General features: G+C 62.9%; 14 protein-coding genes. 8 read left to right on the top strand and 6 right to left on the bottom strand.

What is annotated here, in order from left to right:
* Positions 1–46 precede the first annotated feature (46 nt).
* The 4 genes from VGL22_RS09740 (at position 47) to VGL22_RS09725 (ending at position 7,349) form a co-directional block, all read left to right on the top strand.
* On the top strand, positions 47–5,146 hold the full coding sequence (locus tag VGL22_RS09740; protein ID WP_465266741.1) for an Lhr family helicase: 5,100 nt from the start codon (positions 47–49) through the stop codon (positions 5,144–5,146).
* Between the two features lie 89 nt (positions 5,147–5,235).
* On the top strand, positions 5,236–6,069 hold the full coding sequence (locus VGL22_RS09735; protein ID WP_465266718.1) for a DNA-formamidopyrimidine glycosylase family protein: 834 nt from the start codon (positions 5,236–5,238) through the stop codon (positions 6,067–6,069).
* Positions 6,070–6,165: 96 nt separating this feature from the next.
* Positions 6,166–6,291 carry a hypothetical protein gene (locus VGL22_RS09730; RefSeq protein WP_465266717.1) on the top strand — a complete coding sequence of 42 codons (126 nt, stop codon included), beginning with the start codon at positions 6,166–6,168 and terminating at the stop codon, positions 6,289–6,291.
* A gap of 89 nt (positions 6,292–6,380) precedes the next feature.
* Complete coding sequence (locus tag VGL22_RS09725) at positions 6,381–7,349, top strand: uroporphyrinogen-III synthase (protein ID WP_465266716.1); 969 nt, start codon at positions 6,381–6,383, stop codon at positions 7,347–7,349.
* A gap of 24 nt (positions 7,350–7,373) precedes the next feature.
* On the opposite strand, the gene VGL22_RS09720 is transcribed toward VGL22_RS09725, so the two are convergent.
* Positions 7,374–8,309: a glycosyl hydrolase gene (locus VGL22_RS09720; RefSeq protein WP_465266715.1), complete on the bottom strand. Its 936-nt coding sequence runs from the start codon at positions 8,307–8,309 to the stop codon at positions 7,374–7,376.
* A gap of 212 nt (positions 8,310–8,521) precedes the next feature.
* A complete protein-coding gene (locus VGL22_RS09715) occupies positions 8,522–8,938 on the bottom strand; it encodes an ArsR/SmtB family transcription factor (RefSeq protein WP_465266714.1) in 417 nt (138 codons plus the stop codon).
* A gap of 59 nt (positions 8,939–8,997) precedes the next feature.
* On the opposite strand from VGL22_RS09715, the gene VGL22_RS09710 reads away from it, so the two are divergent.
* Genes VGL22_RS09710 through arsB form a run of 3 tightly spaced genes read left to right on the top strand, consistent with a single transcriptional unit; the run spans position 8,998 to position 11,435 of the window.
* Positions 8,998–9,882 (top strand): arsenite methyltransferase, encoded by an 885-nt coding sequence (locus VGL22_RS09710; protein WP_465266713.1) that lies wholly within the window; start codon positions 8,998–9,000, stop codon positions 9,880–9,882.
* A 3-nt stretch (positions 9,883–9,885) separates the two neighbouring features.
* Entirely contained in the window at positions 9,886–10,389 is a 504-nt protein-coding gene (locus VGL22_RS09705) for an arsenate reductase ArsC (protein WP_465266712.1), read from the top strand.
* Entirely contained in the window at positions 10,386–11,435 is a 1,050-nt protein-coding gene (arsB, locus tag VGL22_RS09700; protein WP_465266711.1) for an ACR3 family arsenite efflux transporter, read from the top strand. Before VGL22_RS09705 ends, arsB begins: the two co-directional genes overlap by 4 nt.
* 71 nt (positions 11,436–11,506) lie before the next feature.
* On the opposite strand, the gene VGL22_RS09695 is transcribed toward arsB, so the two are convergent.
* Positions 11,507–12,076, bottom strand: a complete 570-nt coding sequence (locus tag VGL22_RS09695) for an HIT family protein (protein WP_465266710.1) — start codon at positions 12,074–12,076, stop codon at positions 11,507–11,509.
* Positions 12,077–12,111: 35 nt separating this feature from the next.
* The gene (locus VGL22_RS09690; protein WP_465266709.1) at positions 12,112–12,567 is read right to left on the bottom strand and encodes a hypothetical protein; all 456 of its coding nucleotides are present in this window, start codon (positions 12,565–12,567) and stop codon (positions 12,112–12,114) included.
* 499 nt (positions 12,568–13,066) lie between these two features.
* Between VGL22_RS09690 and VGL22_RS09685 the strand changes: the two genes are divergently transcribed.
* The gene (locus VGL22_RS09685) at positions 13,067–15,241 is read left to right on the top strand and encodes a 30S ribosomal protein S1 (RefSeq protein WP_465266708.1); all 2,175 of its coding nucleotides are present in this window, start codon (positions 13,067–13,069) and stop codon (positions 15,239–15,241) included.
* On the opposite strand, the gene VGL22_RS09680 is transcribed toward VGL22_RS09685, so the two are convergent.
* Together VGL22_RS09680 and VGL22_RS09675 are read right to left on the bottom strand one after the other, a co-directional pair.
* Positions 15,154–15,495, bottom strand: a complete 342-nt coding sequence (locus VGL22_RS09680) for a hypothetical protein (RefSeq protein WP_465266707.1) — start codon at positions 15,493–15,495, stop codon at positions 15,154–15,156. The two genes, VGL22_RS09685 and VGL22_RS09680, sit on opposite strands and share 88 nt — an antisense overlap.
* A gap of 27 nt (positions 15,496–15,522) precedes the next feature.
* On the bottom strand, positions 15,523–17,250 hold a 1,728-nt coding region (locus VGL22_RS09675), incomplete at its 5' end, for an outer membrane protein assembly factor BamB family protein (protein ID WP_465266706.1).

Here is a 17,250-nt window from a genome sequence, read left to right as displayed (position 1 = left end):
TTTGAGCCGGCAGATGCGCTCTTCTCCGGCGCTATGCTGGGAAGGCATGCCGCGCCGTCCTTCCAAGCCCCAAGCTCCACAGACCTCGAATCCTTCAGACGATCCCTTCGCGTGCTTCCATCCAGTTACAGCGGAGTGGTTCAAGGCTGTATTCGACGCGCCCACGCCGCCCCAGCGCATGGGCTGGCCGGTGATTGCGCGCGGCGAAAACGCGCTGATCCTGGCGCCCACCGGAACCGGCAAGACACTGACTGCGTTTTTGTGGTGCCTGGACCGGTTGATGCTGCAAGGCAGGGAAAAAGGGAAAGAGGGAACAGAGGAACGAGAAGACAGGGGCCCTTCGGCTTCGCTCGGGGCAGGCTCCGGGACAGAGGGGCAGAGGGACAAGGATGGCTCGGAGCGCTGGGGAACGCGGATCGTCTATGTATCGCCGCTGAAGGCCTTGGCGGTGGACGTGGAGCGCAATCTGCGCTCGCCGCTGGCGGGGATCGCGAACATGGCGCGGCGTATGGGCGTGGCGTTTCGCGAGCCCACCATCAGCGTCCGCACCGGCGACACGCCGCAGCAGGAGCGCGCGCGGTTTCGGCGCGACCCCGCCGACATCCTCATCACTACACCGGAGTCGCTGTACCTGCTGTTGACCTCGCAGTCCGCCGAGGCCCTTCGCAACGTGGACACCGTAATTATTGATGAGATTCACGCTCTCGTACCCACCAAGCGCGGCGCGCATCTTACGTTGACCATGGAAAGGCTGGAGGCGCTGGTGGGCAGGCCTGTCCAGCGGATTGGGCTGTCGGCGACGCAGAGGCCGCTCGAAGAAGTGGCGCGGTTCCTTGGCGGAGTGGAGATCGAGGGACCAGGGATCAGGGACCAGGGACCAGAACGGCAGGGATCAGGGGGTAGGGAGAAGGGCGGAGAAAAGGGCCGCGACGACAATGCGGGCGAGAACATTGAGGCCCTTGAGAATGCTCTCAAGGCGCAGGAAGCTGATGGGCCTGAAACTCCCGATTCCCTACTTCCTGTCAGCGAGCCGCTGCGCTATCGGCCGGTGACGATTGTGAATGCCAGTGCGCGCAAGGAATTGAAGCTGCGCATTGAGGTGCCGGTGGAAGACATGGCGCGGCTCAACACCATTGAGGAGATCCCCTCGGGTCCGGCTTCGCAGGCGCCCAAGCGCGTGTCGATCTGGGATGCGATTCATCCGCGCTTGCTGGAGATCATCCGCGAGCGGACTTCGACCATCCTGTTCGTCAACAGCCGCCAGGTGGCTGAGAGGCTGGCCGGCGCGCTCAACGAGCTCGCGGGCGAGCCCGTAGCCCGGGCGCATCACGGATCGCTGGCGGCGTCGCAGCGGGCGGTGATCGAAGAGCAGCTGAAGGCCGGGCAGATCAAGGCGCTCTGCGCGACGTCGACGCTCGAACTTGGCATCGACATGGGCGCGGTCGACCTTGTGATTCAGATTGAGTCGCCGCCGTCAGTAGCCAGCGGCATGCAGCGGATCGGCCGCGCGGGGCACAGTGTCAATGCCGTCAGCGAGGGCGTGCTGTTTCCCAAGTACCGCGCCGACCTGGTGGCGTGCGCGGCCGTGACGCGCGCGATGCACGACGGGCATATTGAGTCGACGCGCTACCCGCGTAATCCGCTGGATGTGCTGGCGCAGCAGATGGTGGCCATCGTTTCGCACCCGCCGAGGGCGGAGAACGAAAAGGCAGGCACCAGGGACCAGGGACCAGGGACCAGAAAAGCAGGGAAGAAGGGAAAGAGGGAAAGAGGTACAACGGCGGCCGTGGCGACGGCAGGGCTTTCTAGCTCCGCTGGCGCCGCTGACCCCGCTGTTTCCGTCGACGACCTTTACGATCTGGTTCGCCGCGCCGCGCCGTTTGGGGGGCTTACGCGATCGGCGTTCGATGGCGTGCTCGATCTGCTGAGCGGCCGCTATCCGTCGGACGAGTTTGCGGAGTTGCGTCCGCGGCTCACCTGGGATCGCGTGAAGAACGTAGTCACGGCGCGCGAGGGTGCCGGGCGGCTGGCGATTCTGAACGCCGGGACGATTCCCGACCGCGGGCTCTACGGGGTGTTTCTGGCGCATACCGAGGGCAAGTCGGTGCGTGTGGGCGAGCTCGACGAAGAGATGGTCTTCGAGTCGAGCCCCGGAGACACATTCATTCTGGGTGCGTCGACGTGGCGCATTGTCGACATCACGCACGATCGCGTGCTGGTGGAGCCGGCCCCAGGCGAGCCGGGCAAAATGCCATTCTGGAAAGGCGACGGGCCGGGACGGCCGCTGGAGTTCGGCCGGCGGATTGGTGCGCTGGTGCGCGAACTGCGCGACGTGCCGAAGCCGGTGGCGCTGACGCGGCTGGTGGCCGAACACGATCTGGATCCCAACGCGGCGGAAAACCTGCTGCAGTTTCTCGATGATCAGCAGGCCGCGACGGGGTACGTTCCCGATGATCGAACCATTGTGGTGGAGCGCGTGCGCGATGAACTGGGCGACTGGCGCATGTGCGTGCTCACGCCGTTCGGGAACCGCATTCACACGCCCTGGGCCATGGCGGTTGCGGCCCGGATGCGTGCGGCCGGCGGCCCGGATGTGGAGATGATCTGGGGCGACGACGGATTTGTGCTGCGCTTCCCGGATACGGATGAGCCGCCCGACTCGGACTGGATCATGGTGGAGGCGCGCGAGGCACTGCAGCTTGTACTCCATCAGTTGGGCTCGACGGCGCTGTTTGCAGGCCGCTTCCGCGAGGCTGCGGGGCGTGCACTGCTGCTGCCGCGGCGCAGGCCGGATCAGCGTTCTCCGCTGTGGCAGCTACGCAAGCGGTCGTATGACCTGTTGAGCGTGGCCTCGAGGTATCCATCCTTTCCGATACTGCTGGAGGCGTACCGCGAGTGTTTGCGCGATGTATTCGATATGCCGGCGCTGATTGAGACCCTGCGGGCGATCGAACAGCGCCAGTTGCGCGTGCATGTCGTGGACACGCGCAAGGCTTCGCCGTTCGCGTCGTCGCTGCTGTTCAGTTACGTGGCGAATTTCCTTTATGACGGCGATGCGCCGCTGGCCGAGCGGCGGGCGCAGGCGCTCACCATCGACCAGGAGCAGTTGCGCGAAATCCTCGGAGAGGCGGATTTGCGTGAGCTGCTCGATCCCGAGGCCATCGCCGAGGTGGAAGAGACCGCCCAGTGCCTGGCGGAGAACTGGCGCGCGCGCTCGGCAGACGGCATTCACGATCTGCTGCTCAAGCTGGGAGACCTGTCGCGTGAGGAGTTGGCGCGGCGGGTTGTGTCTCCGGAGTTGCTGGAGCAGGTTGACCGCCTGGTGCGGGCGCGGCGTGTGCTGGAACTGCGCATTGCCGGCGCGCGCAGGCTGATTGCGGTGGAGGATGCCGCGCGATATCGCGATGCGCTTGGGGTTCCTCTGCCGCCGGGAATTGCGACTTCGCTGCTGGAGCCGGTGGCCCATCCGGTGCTGGAGCTGGTGAGGCGGTATGCACGCACGCATGGGCCGTTCACTACCAAAGACGTGGCGGAGCGCTTCGGGCTGGATGCGGGCGCGGTCGAGGCAGTGCTGCGGCAGTTGGGGCACGAGGGGCGGGTTCTGGAAGGCGGGTTTGTTCCCGGCGGCCTGCATCGCGAGTGGTGCGATGCGGAGATCCTGCGCCAGATCCGGCGCAAGTCGCTGGCCCGATTGCGGCGCGAAGTAGAGCCGGTGGAGCAGCACACGCTGGCGCGGTTCCTCACCCACTGGCAGGGATTGCTGAGGCCGCGGCGCAGCGGGCCCGCGCACCTCGATGCGCTGCTCGACGTGATCGAAAGTCTGCAGGGGGCGCCCCTACCGGCTTCGCTGCTGGAGACTTCGATACTGCCGGCGCGGATTGCGGGGTACGAGCCTGCGTGGCTCGATACGCTGATTGCAGCGGGCGAGGTGGCGTGGGTGGGGGTGGAGCCGTTGGGTGAGCGGGATGGGCGGATTGCGCTGTACCTCGCGGACAAGTTGCCGTTGCTCCTACCGGCGCGGGCCGCGACCGGATCCAGTGCGGAACCGCTAACGGAACGTGAGGAGAAGCTGCTGGCGGCACTCGAGTCGGCGGGCGCAAGCTTTTTTGAACCGCTGCATCAGGCGGTGGGCGGCGGGTATCCGGGGGAGTCGATTGACGCGCTGTGGAGCCTGGTGTGGCTCGGGCTGGTGACCAATGATTCCCTGCATGCGCTGCGCGCGTACACTACCAGGCCCGACTCGGCAAAGCCCACACGGAGGCCGCATCAGACCGGCGTCGTGTTTCGCTCGCGGAGGACCACGCCGCCGAATGCGCAGGGACGGTGGTCGGTGGTGAAAGACAGGGATCAGGGATCAGGGGCCAGGGACCAGAAAGACGGGGATCAGAAGAGCGCGACCGAGCGGAGTCATGCGCTGGCCATGCAGTTGTTGAGCCGGTATGGGATTCTGCTGCGCGAGCAGGTGGGGGCGGAGAATGTGCCGGGCGGATTCAGCGCGGTATATGACGTGTTGAAGGCGCTGGAGGAGTCGGGGCGGATCCGGCGCGGATACTTTGTGGCTGGACTGGGGGCGACGCAGTTTGCGCTCCCTGCGGCGGTGGATCTGCTGCGACAGTTGCGCGCAGAGCCGGATGCGGAGAAGCCGGAGTTTGTGCAGATGGCCGCGAGCGATCCGGCGAACCCATACGGGTCTGTGCTGAAGTGGCCGGAGCTGCCCGTAGCGGAGGAGGACTCGGAGGGGGTCCCCGCAGATAGGTCTTCGTCTGCGGGGCGTGAAACCGCTCCCAAGATGCTGACACGGGCGGCGTATGCGGAGGTGATCCTGCGCAACGGAGAATTGGTGGCGTGGGTGCGGAGGAACAACCCCAACCTGCTGGTGTTCGTGCCGGACGAGGAGCCGGAGCGGTCGCAGGCGGCGGAGGGGCTGGCGCAGTTCTTGTGGCAGCGCGGGCAGCAGCGGATGCAGGCGGACCGGCATCAGGGTGTGCTGATAACCACCGTCAACGGGCAGCCGGCGGGTTTGCACCTGATGGCACGGTTTTTGATGGACGCGGGATTCCATACCGGTCCATTGGGTTTGCATCTGCGGCGGACGTCAATGGCGATGATTCGGGAGGAACAGGTTGAGCCGGAGGAGTTGCAGTAAGTGCCGTGAGGACGGTCACAAATAGCCACACTTGGAAGTGGTGATGGTGGACCTTCGCAGATCGGTGTTTGGAGGGTATTTTTGAGCTTATGCCTGAAGGCGACACGATTTTCCGGGCGGCGCGGGCTCTGGGCAGGGCGCTTGGCGGCAAGACCATCACCGGCTTCCGCTCGGCCTATCCGTTGCTTACGCGGTTCCATGAGGATCATCCGCTGACGGGTCGGACGGTGGATAGCGTCGAATCGCGGGGCAAGTGGGTGCTCATGCACTTCTCCGGCGGAGCCACGCTGGTGACGCACATGCTGATGAAGGGGAGCTGGCACATCTACCGCCCGGGGGAACGATGGCAGGCGCCGGCCGGCGCGGCGCGGATCGTCATCGAGACGAGCGCGTACGTGGCCGTGGGGTTCAACGTGCCCGTGGCCGAGATACATACCGCCGAGACGCTGCGGCGGGAGCGGCGCATTCCCGCGGCCGAGGGCGATCTGCTGAGCGGGGACTTCGATCCCGAAACAGCCGTGGCGCGGATCCGGGCCGAGGCCGAAGGCGAACTGGGCGATGTGCTGCTGCGCCAGCGGGTCATGGCCGGCGTTGGGAACGTCTTCAAGTCTGAGGTGTGCTATGTGACGGGGTTGAATCCGTTCAGGAAGGTGGGCACACTGACGGACGCGGAGGTGCGCGAGGTCGTGGCGGTGGCACAGCAGCAGCTGGCAGCGAATGTCATGGAGGATTCAGGAAATCAAATTGTGACCTGGCGAGGTATCGGGCGGAGGACGACGCGGAACTCCGATCCCACCGAGAGTCTGTGGGTATATGGCCGGGCGGGGGAGCCGTGCCGCAAGTGCGGGACGCCAATTGAGCGGCGAATGCAGGGAAAGGATGCGCGAGTCACTTACTGGTGTCCTCAGTGCCAGCCGGGTTGAGGGCGTGAGGGTAAGGGGCAGGCTCGCGATGACAAGAGCTGCTCGCGGCATCCGGAGCGATCGACAGGCCAAAGACAAGGAATGTGGAGCCGATGTTTGCAGTCGCGGCGTAAGGATCGCATGAAGACCGGCGCCGGCGTGAACTTTCGCGGCATTGCCGTGACGCACTATCACCCGTATAACCACGCGCTCTCATTCACATCGCGCCTGGTGTTCTGGTGAGACTGGGTGAAAAACCTACGATGGTAGGATAGCCTCAGCGTCACGGTCAAACGTGGGCTACGGGGCATGTAGCAGATGACACCTACCGAATGAATAGCGCGCAAGACAGCCAGGGAAAAGAGAAGATGCCGTCGGCGAATTTCAATTGCATGCGGATTCTCAGCCTTGAAGCACGCCGTGCTGCGGAGACGGCCAAGCTGATTCGCACTTACGGTGGTGAGCCGCTTGTGGCTCCGGCCATGCGCGAAATCTCGCTGGACTCGCAAAAGCCGATTCTCGAGTTTGCGGAAGCGCTACTGCGCGGCGCCTACGACCTGGTGATCTTCACCACCGGCGTAGGCGTGAAGGCATTGGTGAAGACCGTGTCAGAGCACATGGATCGCGAGACCTTTGTGGAGGCCCTGCGCAAAGTGAGAATCGCGGCGCGAGGGCCCAAGTCTTCCAGCGCACTCCGCGAATTGCAGATACCCATCGCCGTGGTTGCGCCGGATCCCTACACCTGGCGCGCGCTGATGACTGCGATGGAAGCGAAGTTCGGATCAAGCCTGAGCGGCATGAACATCGCCGTGCAGGAGTACGGGATATCGAATCCTGAGTTGCTGACGGCGCTTGCGGAAAAAAGCATCTCCATCACGCGGCTGCCGGTGTACCAGTGGGCTCTGCCTGAAGACACGGAGCCGTTGCGCGAGGCGGTGATTGCGCTGGCCCACGGCCACGTGGATGTGGTTCTGTTTATGAACGCCGGACAAGTGATGCATCTGTTTCTGATGGCGGACCGCATGGGCTACACCGACGCGCTGCACGAGGGATTTAGAACCACCGTCCTCGGATCCATCGGGCCGAGCACGACCGAGGGACTGAACGCGTACGGAGTGGCGCCGGATTACGAACCCACGCAATCGAAAATGGGTTTCCTCATCAAGGAGCTATCGGAGCGATCCGCGGAGTTGCTGGAGAAGAAGCGCGCAGCGGCGGCATTGCACGTGCCTGCCGCGGCTGCGCATTGCCGGCGGCAGGCTCAGGGCGCACCAGATGCGCAGCCTGGCCGACATGGCTGAGAGCTACGGCTTCCGCACCGCATTTCAAAGCCACGTGTAGCAACTAACCGCGGCCCCTTCGCCCGTTGCGCTCCGATGCAGCGGACGCCAGCTCTGGCCGTCGTCGCTTGCCTCGAGGTTTCTCTGCGGCCGCCCCGTCATCATCGCCTCAATGAAATTGGGGTCTCTCATCGCATAGGTGATGGCGCGGATGGTCTGCGCAGCAGGGAACTCGTATTGGACCCATGAAATCTCTCCCACCGCGGCAATGGGGACCTTGGTGCTCTTCTCCAGATCGCCGTCACTCAGCATGGCCGCATCAAGCCCCTCGCCGCTGGACGTGATCTTCACCTGACCCGCGTCCATGGGAGCATCCGCGGCCGTGCGGCGATAGGCAATCACTGCAGCATCGGCGTAAAACCGCGGAGGATTCTCCGCCTCCCCGCCAAACTGTTCGTGGATGCCCATGTTCTGGAACGCCCCGGTATTCGACGGAGGATGCGGCAGCACGCCATGGAACGGCTGGCCGCCCTTCATCTGCGTCTCGCTCCACACATATTTCTTCATCCCCTGCGCGGCAGGAACCCACGGGCCGCCGCTCTCGCTCCACCCCGGCGAGCCCGCAATCGCCTCTTCCATGCCTAACTGGTCAGTCAACTTGGTGGCGTAGAGAAAGGCCTTCTTCCACTCAGGAGTCATGTAAGCCAGGCGCTTGTCCACCACCTGCGGCGTCTGCAGCGCCGCATCGAAGTTCTGGTATCCCGCCAATCCCACGCGATGCATCCACTCCAGATCCGCCTTGATTCCTTCTTCGGTGATGTTGCCATTCATCCAATGCCACCACACGCGCGGACGCGCACTGCTGGGCGGATTTTCAAACCCCTTCTTCAGGGCATCAGGCGTGCTCTGCCCACCGGCCGTACCAATGCCGAAACCAAAAACAATCGCCGCCAAGGCGTATTTCTTCCATGCCAAGCTCATTCCGCGTTTCTCTCCTGGTGGTCTGCTGTGGGCAACGGCTGAGGCTCGGTACAACACGAAAGGGAATTAAGAGCCGCTTCGCCGTGCTCGCGAGGGTCGACCCGCACTATAGGTTCGCAGCGGCAGGAGTGTCAAGAAAATATAAACTGTTTCTCTATTGAACATCCCTGCGCGTGCCGTCGCTAGCGAGTCTTTGGCCCGCACAAAATAGCTCAGCAGGAGGAACTGGCGAGCGCCTCCACACGGATAGGTATAGGCGCGCCATCCAGAGTGGCAACCCTCTGGGGTGTGCAACATGACTTGTTGAGGCGCGTGAGGTCTGCCTGCATTCCTTTGTTCGCTCTCAGCACGGTCAGTGTCTCGCGCAGGATTTTTGCGGCGCCCGTATCCGCAGGCACTGAAATCTTGTAGTGCACCCATTTTCCTTCCCGCCGCGCGGCAACAATGCCGGCACGCCTCAGATAGGCCAGGTGACGCGAAATCTTGGGTTGGCTTTGCCCCAGAATCTCAACGAAATAGCAGACGCACACCTCCCTGCCGTCCATCAGGTTCAACAGGCGGAGCCGGGTGCGATCCGACAACGCGGAAAACAAGAACGCCAGATCGTAGGCCTCAGGGGATCGACTCACATCCTTATCGTATACGCCTTGACAAATGTGTCCACTAGAAAATATATTCGCCTTGGCATATGCGAGGAGAAGCGATCATGGCAGCGAGCGTCCAGGAACAGGTCAAGGAAAAGTACGGAAACGCCGCACGCGCGGTGGCCGAGGCAGGCAATTTACAGGCGTGTTGCGATCCTGGTCTCCGGTGTTGCGATCCAATCACTACAAATCTCTACAGTGCCGATCAGACGGGAGCCGTTCCTGAGAAAGCAGTGAGAGCTTCTCTCGGATGCGGCAATCCGACTGCCCTGATCGACCTCCGGCACGGAGAAACCGTGCTTGATCTTGGCGCCGGAGGCGGCATCGATGTGCTGCTCTCCGCGCAACGCGTCGGGCCGACGGGTAAAGCCTACGGGCTCGATATGACCGACGAGATGCTGGCGCTTGCACGCGAAAATCAAAAGCAGGCGGGCCTCACGAACGTTGAGTTCCTCAAGGGAGAAATCGAGAATATCCCGTTGTCTGACAACTCGGTCGATGTGATCATTTCGAACTGCGTAATCAATCTGTCCTCAAACAAAGATCGTGTTCTCCGTGAAGCCTTTCGCGTGCTGAAGCCGGGCGGACGGTTCGCTGTTTCCGACGTGGTGGTTCGAGGAACCGTACCCGAAGAGGTACGCAAAAGCATGTTGCTCTGGGTAGGCTGCATCGCCGGCGCTCTCCAGCAGAGCGAGTACATCTCCAAGCTGAACGCCGCCGGATTCGAAGACGTATCGATCGAACCCATCCGCGTTTACAACGTGGAGGATGCCCGTCACTTCCTCACCGAGGCCGGCGTCGACGTGGATACCCTCGCTGCCGAGGTGAACGACAAGTTCTTCAGTGCCTTCATTCGCGCCACAAAGCCCGCGGCGGCCTGCTGCCAGGCGGGCTGCTGCACAACTGCGCTGGCGGGAGTGAAGGCATAAGACATGGCCGATCCCTACAACGTTCTGTTTCTCTGCACCGGCAACTCCGCGCGCTCCATCATGGCTGAGGCGATTTTGAACCATAGGGGCAACGGCAAGTTCACCGCCCACAGCGCGGGCAGCCATCCCAGCGGACAGCCGCGTCCCGAGGCAATTCGGCAGATCGAATCCGCAGGGATGTCCGCAGCCGGGTTGCGTAGCAAGTCATGGAACGAGTTCTCCGCGCCCAACGCACCCCGGCTCGATTTCATTTTCACGGTGTGCGACAACGCAGCAAAGGAGACATGTCCATACTGGGCGGGGCAGCCCATGACGGCGCACTGGGGCATCGCTGACCCTGCCGCGGTCAAGGGGACTCCAGAACAGATCGCCCGTGCATTCCGCGACGCCTTCACCGTGCTCGACCGCAGAATCGGACTGTTCCTCTCGTTGCCACTGGGGACGCTCGACACCATGGCTATCAAACGGGAGATCGACCGGATCGGCCAGTCCTGGGAGGCACGGTGAGCAAAAGTCGTTTGTCTTTTCTGGATCGCTACCTGACGGGATGGATCTTCGCGTCGATGCTGTTTGGAGTGGCGCTCGGCTGGTCTGCTCCAGGCGTGGTACCGTTCCTGAGCCGTTTCAGCGTGGGCACAACTTCAGTGCCCATCGCAGTTGGCTTGATCCTGATGATGTATCCGCCCTTCACGCGGGTCCGCTATGAAGAGATCCACGAGGTGTTCCGCAACAAGAAAGTGCTCGGTCTCTCGCTCGTGCAGAACTGGCTGATCGGGCCGGTTTTGATGTTCGCGCTCGCCATCGTATTCCTGCGCGGCTATCCGGAGTACATGGCCGGCCTCATCATGATCGGTCTGGCTCGTTGTATTGCCATGGTGATCGTGTGGAACGAGTTGGCGAAGGGCGATACCCAATATGCAGCCGGGCTGGTGGCGTTCAACTCTCTGTTCCAGGTTTTCTTTTACTCTCTCTACTCGTGGGTGTTTCTCTCGATTTTGCCCGGCTGGTTCGGTTTGCGCGGCACCCAGGTCAACGTTCCCATCAGTGAAATTGCCAGGAGTGTTTTCATCTACCTCGGAATCCCCCTTGTCGCCGGGTTCCTGACGCGCACCGTGCTGGTCCGGGCGAAAGGCCGCGAATGGTACGACCGTAAATTCGTGCCGCGCGTCGCCCCCATAACGCTCGTCGCCCTCCTGTTCACGATCGCGGTGATGTTCTCTCTCAAAGGCAGCTACATCGTGCGCCTGCCCCTGGACGTGCTCAGAATTGCCGTACCGCTCCTGATCTACTTCGCGCTCATGTTCCTGGTCTCGTTTTATATGAGCCGCAAACTGGGCGCGGATTACCCCAAAACCGCAACCCTTTCGTTCACAGCCGCCTCGAATAATTTCGAACTGGCGATTGCTGTTGCCGTATCCGTGTTCGGCATCAACTCAGGCGCGGCGTTCGCGGCTGTGATTGGGCCCCTGGTCGAAGTTCCAGTAATGATTGCGCTCGTCAACCTGGCGCTGTTCTTTCGACGCAAGTACTTCATCAGTCCCCAGCGAACGTGAGCTCTCGGTCCAGCTCGATTAATGCAAAATTGTCGGCAGGTTGCCGCCCCACCCGGGGCTGGCCGCACGGCTCACTGAATCCCGGCAAACCCCTCCCGCAGCCTCCGCCACGTGGTGTCCAGGTCCTCAGGAACCACCCGGGTTTCGCTCACCGTCGTCATGAAGTTGGTGTCGCCTACCCAGCGGGGCATGGCGTGCAGATGCAGGTGGCCGGCGACACCCGCTCCCGCCGCCTCCCCCAGATTTAACCCAAAATTAAAGCCCTGCGGCCGGTACACCGCGTCCAGAACCCGCTCCGTTTTCTGCGCCAGATCCATCATCTCGTGGGCGGCATCGGGGGGAACCTTGGCCAGCCGGTCCAGGTGAGCGTAGGGCATCACCATTACGTGCCCGGAGGTATAAGGATAGGCATTCAGGCTCACAAAGCAGTTGCTGCCGCGCACCACGATGCCCCCGGCGGCCTCGGCCCGATCCCGGCTCATGCCGTGTTCCACAACGTAATCCACCGCGGCAATCAGGTTGCAGAAAACGCATCCCAGGTCCCCGGGCCAGGCGTCCAGCTCCCGAGGGACGCCTTTCCTGGCCCGCTGATCGGCCCCGGTAATGTAGGCAAAACGCCACGGAGTCCAAAGAAGATCCATGTATGCAAGATAAGGCCTGGGGGCTGACCCCGCCCTCAGTCTCTCCGCGAGTCAAGCTCGAGCTTGTGTCCCGGCTTCAGCAGCACGTCGCCTCCGGTGGAGAAAAACGCCAGCGATACCGTTGTGATCGGGATCATCATCCATGGTTTGAACACCGTACCCGCCAGCTCGTCGGTCAGGTCCTTGGTGCCGATACCCGCCCCGCCATCCAGCAGCATGCTGGAAATCTGCCTCCCCCGGCCCGGCTGGATCTTTCCCTCATCGCCCACCCTCCTGGGGTGCACCACCACAGGCTGATCCAACACCAGCATCATGTGTCCGCGGCGGAAAAACCGCTTCGCCGGCGTAGTCACCAGGTGGCCCGTGTAGTTGCCGGAGGGGCATGCTACCGAAAACGGCGTCCCCGTTTCCATCCACGAGGAAGCGTAACTGGTCAGCTTGCAAGACTCGGCAGCTCCGGCGCGAGCTGCCACCAGAGCTGCAGCCGCCATACACAACCGCAAAACACGGCCATTTCTCATCTCTTTTGAGAATCCTTTAGGAAGATTGGGCTCTGAGAACGACTATACGGCCCGACGGTTGCAACTTGATATCAGCGCCTGGGCCGCGGAAGCCAGGAGAATTTCCATCGTTTTTCCGCCGTCAGCATCAGATAAGAGGTCCACTTTCAAGCGCGGCTGCCCCCTTTTGATTCGTTGACCATGAATCTGAAGGTTGATACACTTGAAAGCGTAGCTTCCTGCGCGGATTCCAGCAGTGAGCTGCGGCCGCCCTCCAGCCTGCAGTTGCCTGCCGGGTGTTTCCTAAAGGTGACGAATAATTTCTGGACCGGATTTCATCCCGGTCGAGAGCTCGTCCCTGAAGAAAACTCCGCATGCACATGCAGCCTTGAAGGGAATCTGGCCCAAGGCCACCTTCGCACCCGCTGCGTAGGGGTCCCGGTACACAAATAAGCAATTGGCCGGTGCATGGAGTCCTGGAGCAGCAGTGATGGCAGACGTCCTCAATCCCGAAACCGAGAGCACAACCCTGAACACCGAATTGGAAATGCCCACCCTCGAACAGCCTGCGACGGAGCAAGAACAGCCGTTGCACGAATCCACGTCCAACCCCGAGACCGCTGAAGTCAATCCTCCCGCGCTGGACGCCGATGCCCTAACCGAGCCCGTTGCTGCTACTGATCCTGTAGCCGATACCGAGCAGGTACCCGCAATCGAGCTTCAAGCCGCCCCCGAGCAGGCAGCCGCTACCGAACCGGTAGTTGCCGCTGAGCCGGTCGCTGCCGCTGAGCAGGCTGCTGGTGCCGAGCAGGCATCCGCGATCGAGCAGGCAATTGCCAGCGAGCCCGAAGCTGCAAACGAGCAGGTAGCCGACGCATCTGAAACGGCTCCCGCTGCTGTAGCAGCAGTTCCGGCCGCCGCGCCGGCGCACAAAGCCGCAAAGCATGCGCCCGACGCCGAGCACATGGACTCCATGGAAGACTTCTCCGCCGCTCTCGAAGCTTTCGAGCGCGAGCAGGCCGCCGAGGCCGCCGCTGTTGCCGAATATGGCGACAAGGTCGTTTCCGGCACGGTCATCAAGCAGACCGAGAAGCACCTGGTGGTTGACGTAGGTCTCAAGTCCGAGGGCCTCGTGCCTTTGGAGCAGGTTGTCGATCACACCGGCGCCGCCAAGTTCCAGGCCGGCGACGTGATCGAAGTCGTCATCGAGCGCGAGGAGCCGGAAGGCGGCTATCTCGTCAGCTACGAGAAGGCACAGCGCCTGCGGGTGTGGGACACGATCGAAAAGGCTGCAAACGAGAAGACTCCCGTGATCGGCACCATCGTGAGCCGCGTCAAGGGCGGTCTCACCGTCGACATCGGCATGAAGGCGTTCCTGCCCGGCTCGCAGCTCGAGATCCGGCCGGTCCGCAATCTCGACGGCTATCTCGGCCAGCAGATTGAAGTTCGCGTCATCAAGCTCAATAAGAAGCGCGGCAACGTGGTGGTCTCCCGCAAGGAGATTCTCGAGGAAGAGCAGAACTCCAAGCGTTCCAGCACCCTTGAGCAGCTCGGCGAGGGCGCCGTGCTTACCGGCACGGTGAAGAACCTGACCGACTACGGCGCGTTTGTTGACCTCGGCGGCATTGACGGCCTGCTGCACATCACGGACATGAGCTGGGGACGCCTCACGCATCCCCGCGACCTGGTCAACGTCGGCGACGAGATCCAGGTCAAGGTGCTCAAGTTCGACAAAGATAAGCAGCGCGTCTCGCTCGGCTTCAAACAGCTCACCCCTGACCCGTGGCTCGATGCCTCGGAGCGCTACCCGGTGGGTGCGCACGTCAAGGGCCGCGTCCTGTCGGTGACCGACTACGGCGCGTTCGTTGAGCTCGAGCAGGGCATTGAAGGCCTGGTTCACCTCTCCGAGATGACCTGGTCCAAGCGCCTCAAGCACCCCTCCAAGCTGGTCAAGCCCGGCGACGAGGTGGAGACGGTTGTCCTCAGCGTCAACCCCAACGACCGCCGCATCTCCCTGGGCATGAAGCAGCTTCTCGAAAACCCGTGGGAGCACCTGACGGAGCGTTACCCGGCCGGCACCATCGTGGAAGGCCGCGTACGCAACCTGACGGACTTCGGCGCCTTCATCGAAATCGAAGACGGCATCGACGGCCTTGTTCACGTCTCGAACCTGAGCTGGACCAAGCGCGTCAAGCACCCGTCTGAAGTCGTGAAGAAGGGCGAAAAGGTCAAGGCTGTCGTTCTCGGCGTCGAGCCGCAGAACCGCCGCCTCTCCCTGGGCATCAAGCAGCTCCAGCCCGATGTCTGGGAGAGCTTCTTCGCTACCCATCGCGTAGGAGACGTGGTGCACGGCAAGGTGCTGCGCACCGCTCAGTTCGGCGCTTTCGTCGAGATTGCCGAGGGTGTGGAAGGTCTTTGCCACATCTCCGAGGCAGTGAGCGACGACGGCACCCCGGCCAAGATGGACCAGGGCGACGAGCACGACTTCAAGATCATCAAGATCAACGTGGAAGAGAAGAAGGTAGGACTCAGCCTGCGCTCGACGGCTCACGAAGCCAGCCGCGCGACGGTGGAGCACTACAAGGAGAGCACCCACAAGGCTCCCGTCTCCAGCTCGACCACCACTCTCGGCGATCTGATCAACTGGCGCAAGAACGAGCGGTAACCACTCCACTCGTCCTTGACGGATACGGCAAAACGGCCACCCTTCGGGGTGGCCGTTTTGTTGATGGGCTCTCGCCTGCGATCGGCTTTCAGCCAGGCCGCTGCATCAGCCTTCGCCTCCCCTGCGTCCCGTTTGACGCCGGTGTGGCGAAGATAGGAGTTGGCGGAGCCCGGCGACGTGACCTCGATCGACACCTCCGCCCCCGCCGTCAGGCTGCCGCTGGTCGGCGTGGAGTGGCCGTTCTGTTTGCTCATTGCGTCTGGGTTGGCTCCGGCCGGCTCTCACTTCCCATCCACGCTGAACACCAGCAGCACGTTCCCCGGCGCTTCGCCAAATGTGTCGTACCCTGAGAGCACATAAACCATTCCACCGGCCACCACCGGTCCGGCCACACTGATCGACCCTCCCTTGGCGGGAACCTTGTTCACCGTCTCGAACGCCTCTCCGGTATCGAAATCCCAAAGCACCCGCCCTTCCGCGGACGAAAATGCCCGCAAATGCCCGTTTAAGGCGCCTGAAAACACCACGCCGGGAATGGCGGTCACGGCCGAGGTTTGCGCGGGGCTGCAAGGCTGGCGGCTATCGCACGGGGAGGGCTCAGCCATCCACACCTGCTTTCCTGTATCCAGCGAAAGCGCATACAGCCCGCCTCCCTTCGCCGGGTCCAGGCCCTGTGCGGTGAATGACTCATCCGAGATCGCAACATAGAGCCGTTTCCCATCGGTCGCCGGGCCCCACTCCACACCGCCCAGCATTCCTCCTTTTCCAAGTTGAGCCTTCCACAGCGGCTTGCCTTCCTGGTCGGGATCAATCCCGTACACCGCCCCCGACTTCTGCGCCACCAGCAGAATGCGGCGCCCGCCGGATCGCGACAGCAGTATGGGCGACGCGCCGAAATCGGAGTCCTGTCCTCCCGCATCCGGGCAATTCTTTGGCCCTGGCATCACGCACGACACGTTGAACGCGTCGTTGGCTGAGAACTGCCGCGACCACACAATTTTTCCCGTGTCCATCGCAAGCGCCAGCACCGCGTCGCTTCCTTCTGTCGGCGGATCGGAATAGTTGTCGCCCGTGGCCACGTAGATCAGCTTCTTGGCAACATCCACCGTCGGCGTGGACCAGACGCCCACACCCGACGGGCCCAGGCTGTGCGCGCCCAGCTTGTTCGTCCTGGCCACCGTCGCAGCCTGGTCGATCGTATACGCCTGCCAAAGCACCTCGCCGGTCGCAGCGTCGAGCGCCACCACACTCCCCCGGAAGGTGCAGCACACATAGCCCGGCACCATGGCCGCCCCCTCTTCAATCGATGCCACCGGCACGTATAACCGTCCCTCGTGGAAAAGCGGCGTTCCCGTCACCACCGCGGCTGGATGCTTCTCCACATGCGTCTGCCATACCGGCGTTCCGCTCACCGCGTCCACCGCGTGCACATTGGCTCCGCCGTCGCCGAAAAACACAAGCTTCTTCCCGCCCACAGTTCCCATCGCAAGCCCGCTCCGCAGCGGCGCCGGCAATTCCGTGGCCCAGCGCGAACATCCAGTGGACGCGTCTGCGGCATACAGCATGGTTCCGCCCCCAAACAGCACGGTTCCGTTCTCCACCACCGGCTGTGCGCGCATGGCCGTCACGTCAGGCACGCCGAACGCCCACTTCAACCGCAGCCGCCCCGTCGTCGCGGCGTTCAAACCAGCCGCGGCCGCCGGCTGGAAACGCAGGTTCGTCACGCCGCCGCCCCAGCTCGTCCACGCGTGCGCCGGATTTCCCGCAGCGGGCTCACCGTTCCCGCACCGGTTTGGCACCTGCGCCGCATCCACAGGCTCCGCCGTTTTGCGCCCCAGCCAATCTGCGAGCGCCATGCGCTGCTGTGCCGGAATTCCTGCCGCCTGCTCCTTCATTACGCCGGATCTCAGAACTTTGAGAATGTATCCGCTGGTTCGATGCTGCAACACGGAGCGCGGCGGGATCCTGGGCACCGCCTGATCGTGGCAACTCCCGCAGCGCTGGGCGTA

Origin of the sequence: Occallatibacter sp. (genome assembly GCF_036502485.1) — a bacterium.
Classification (GTDB): domain Bacteria; phylum Acidobacteriota; class Terriglobia; order Terriglobales; family Acidobacteriaceae; genus Telmatobacter.
The sequence above is the reverse complement of the archived record's forward strand: the minus strand, read 5'-3'. Positions and strand labels throughout refer to the sequence as shown.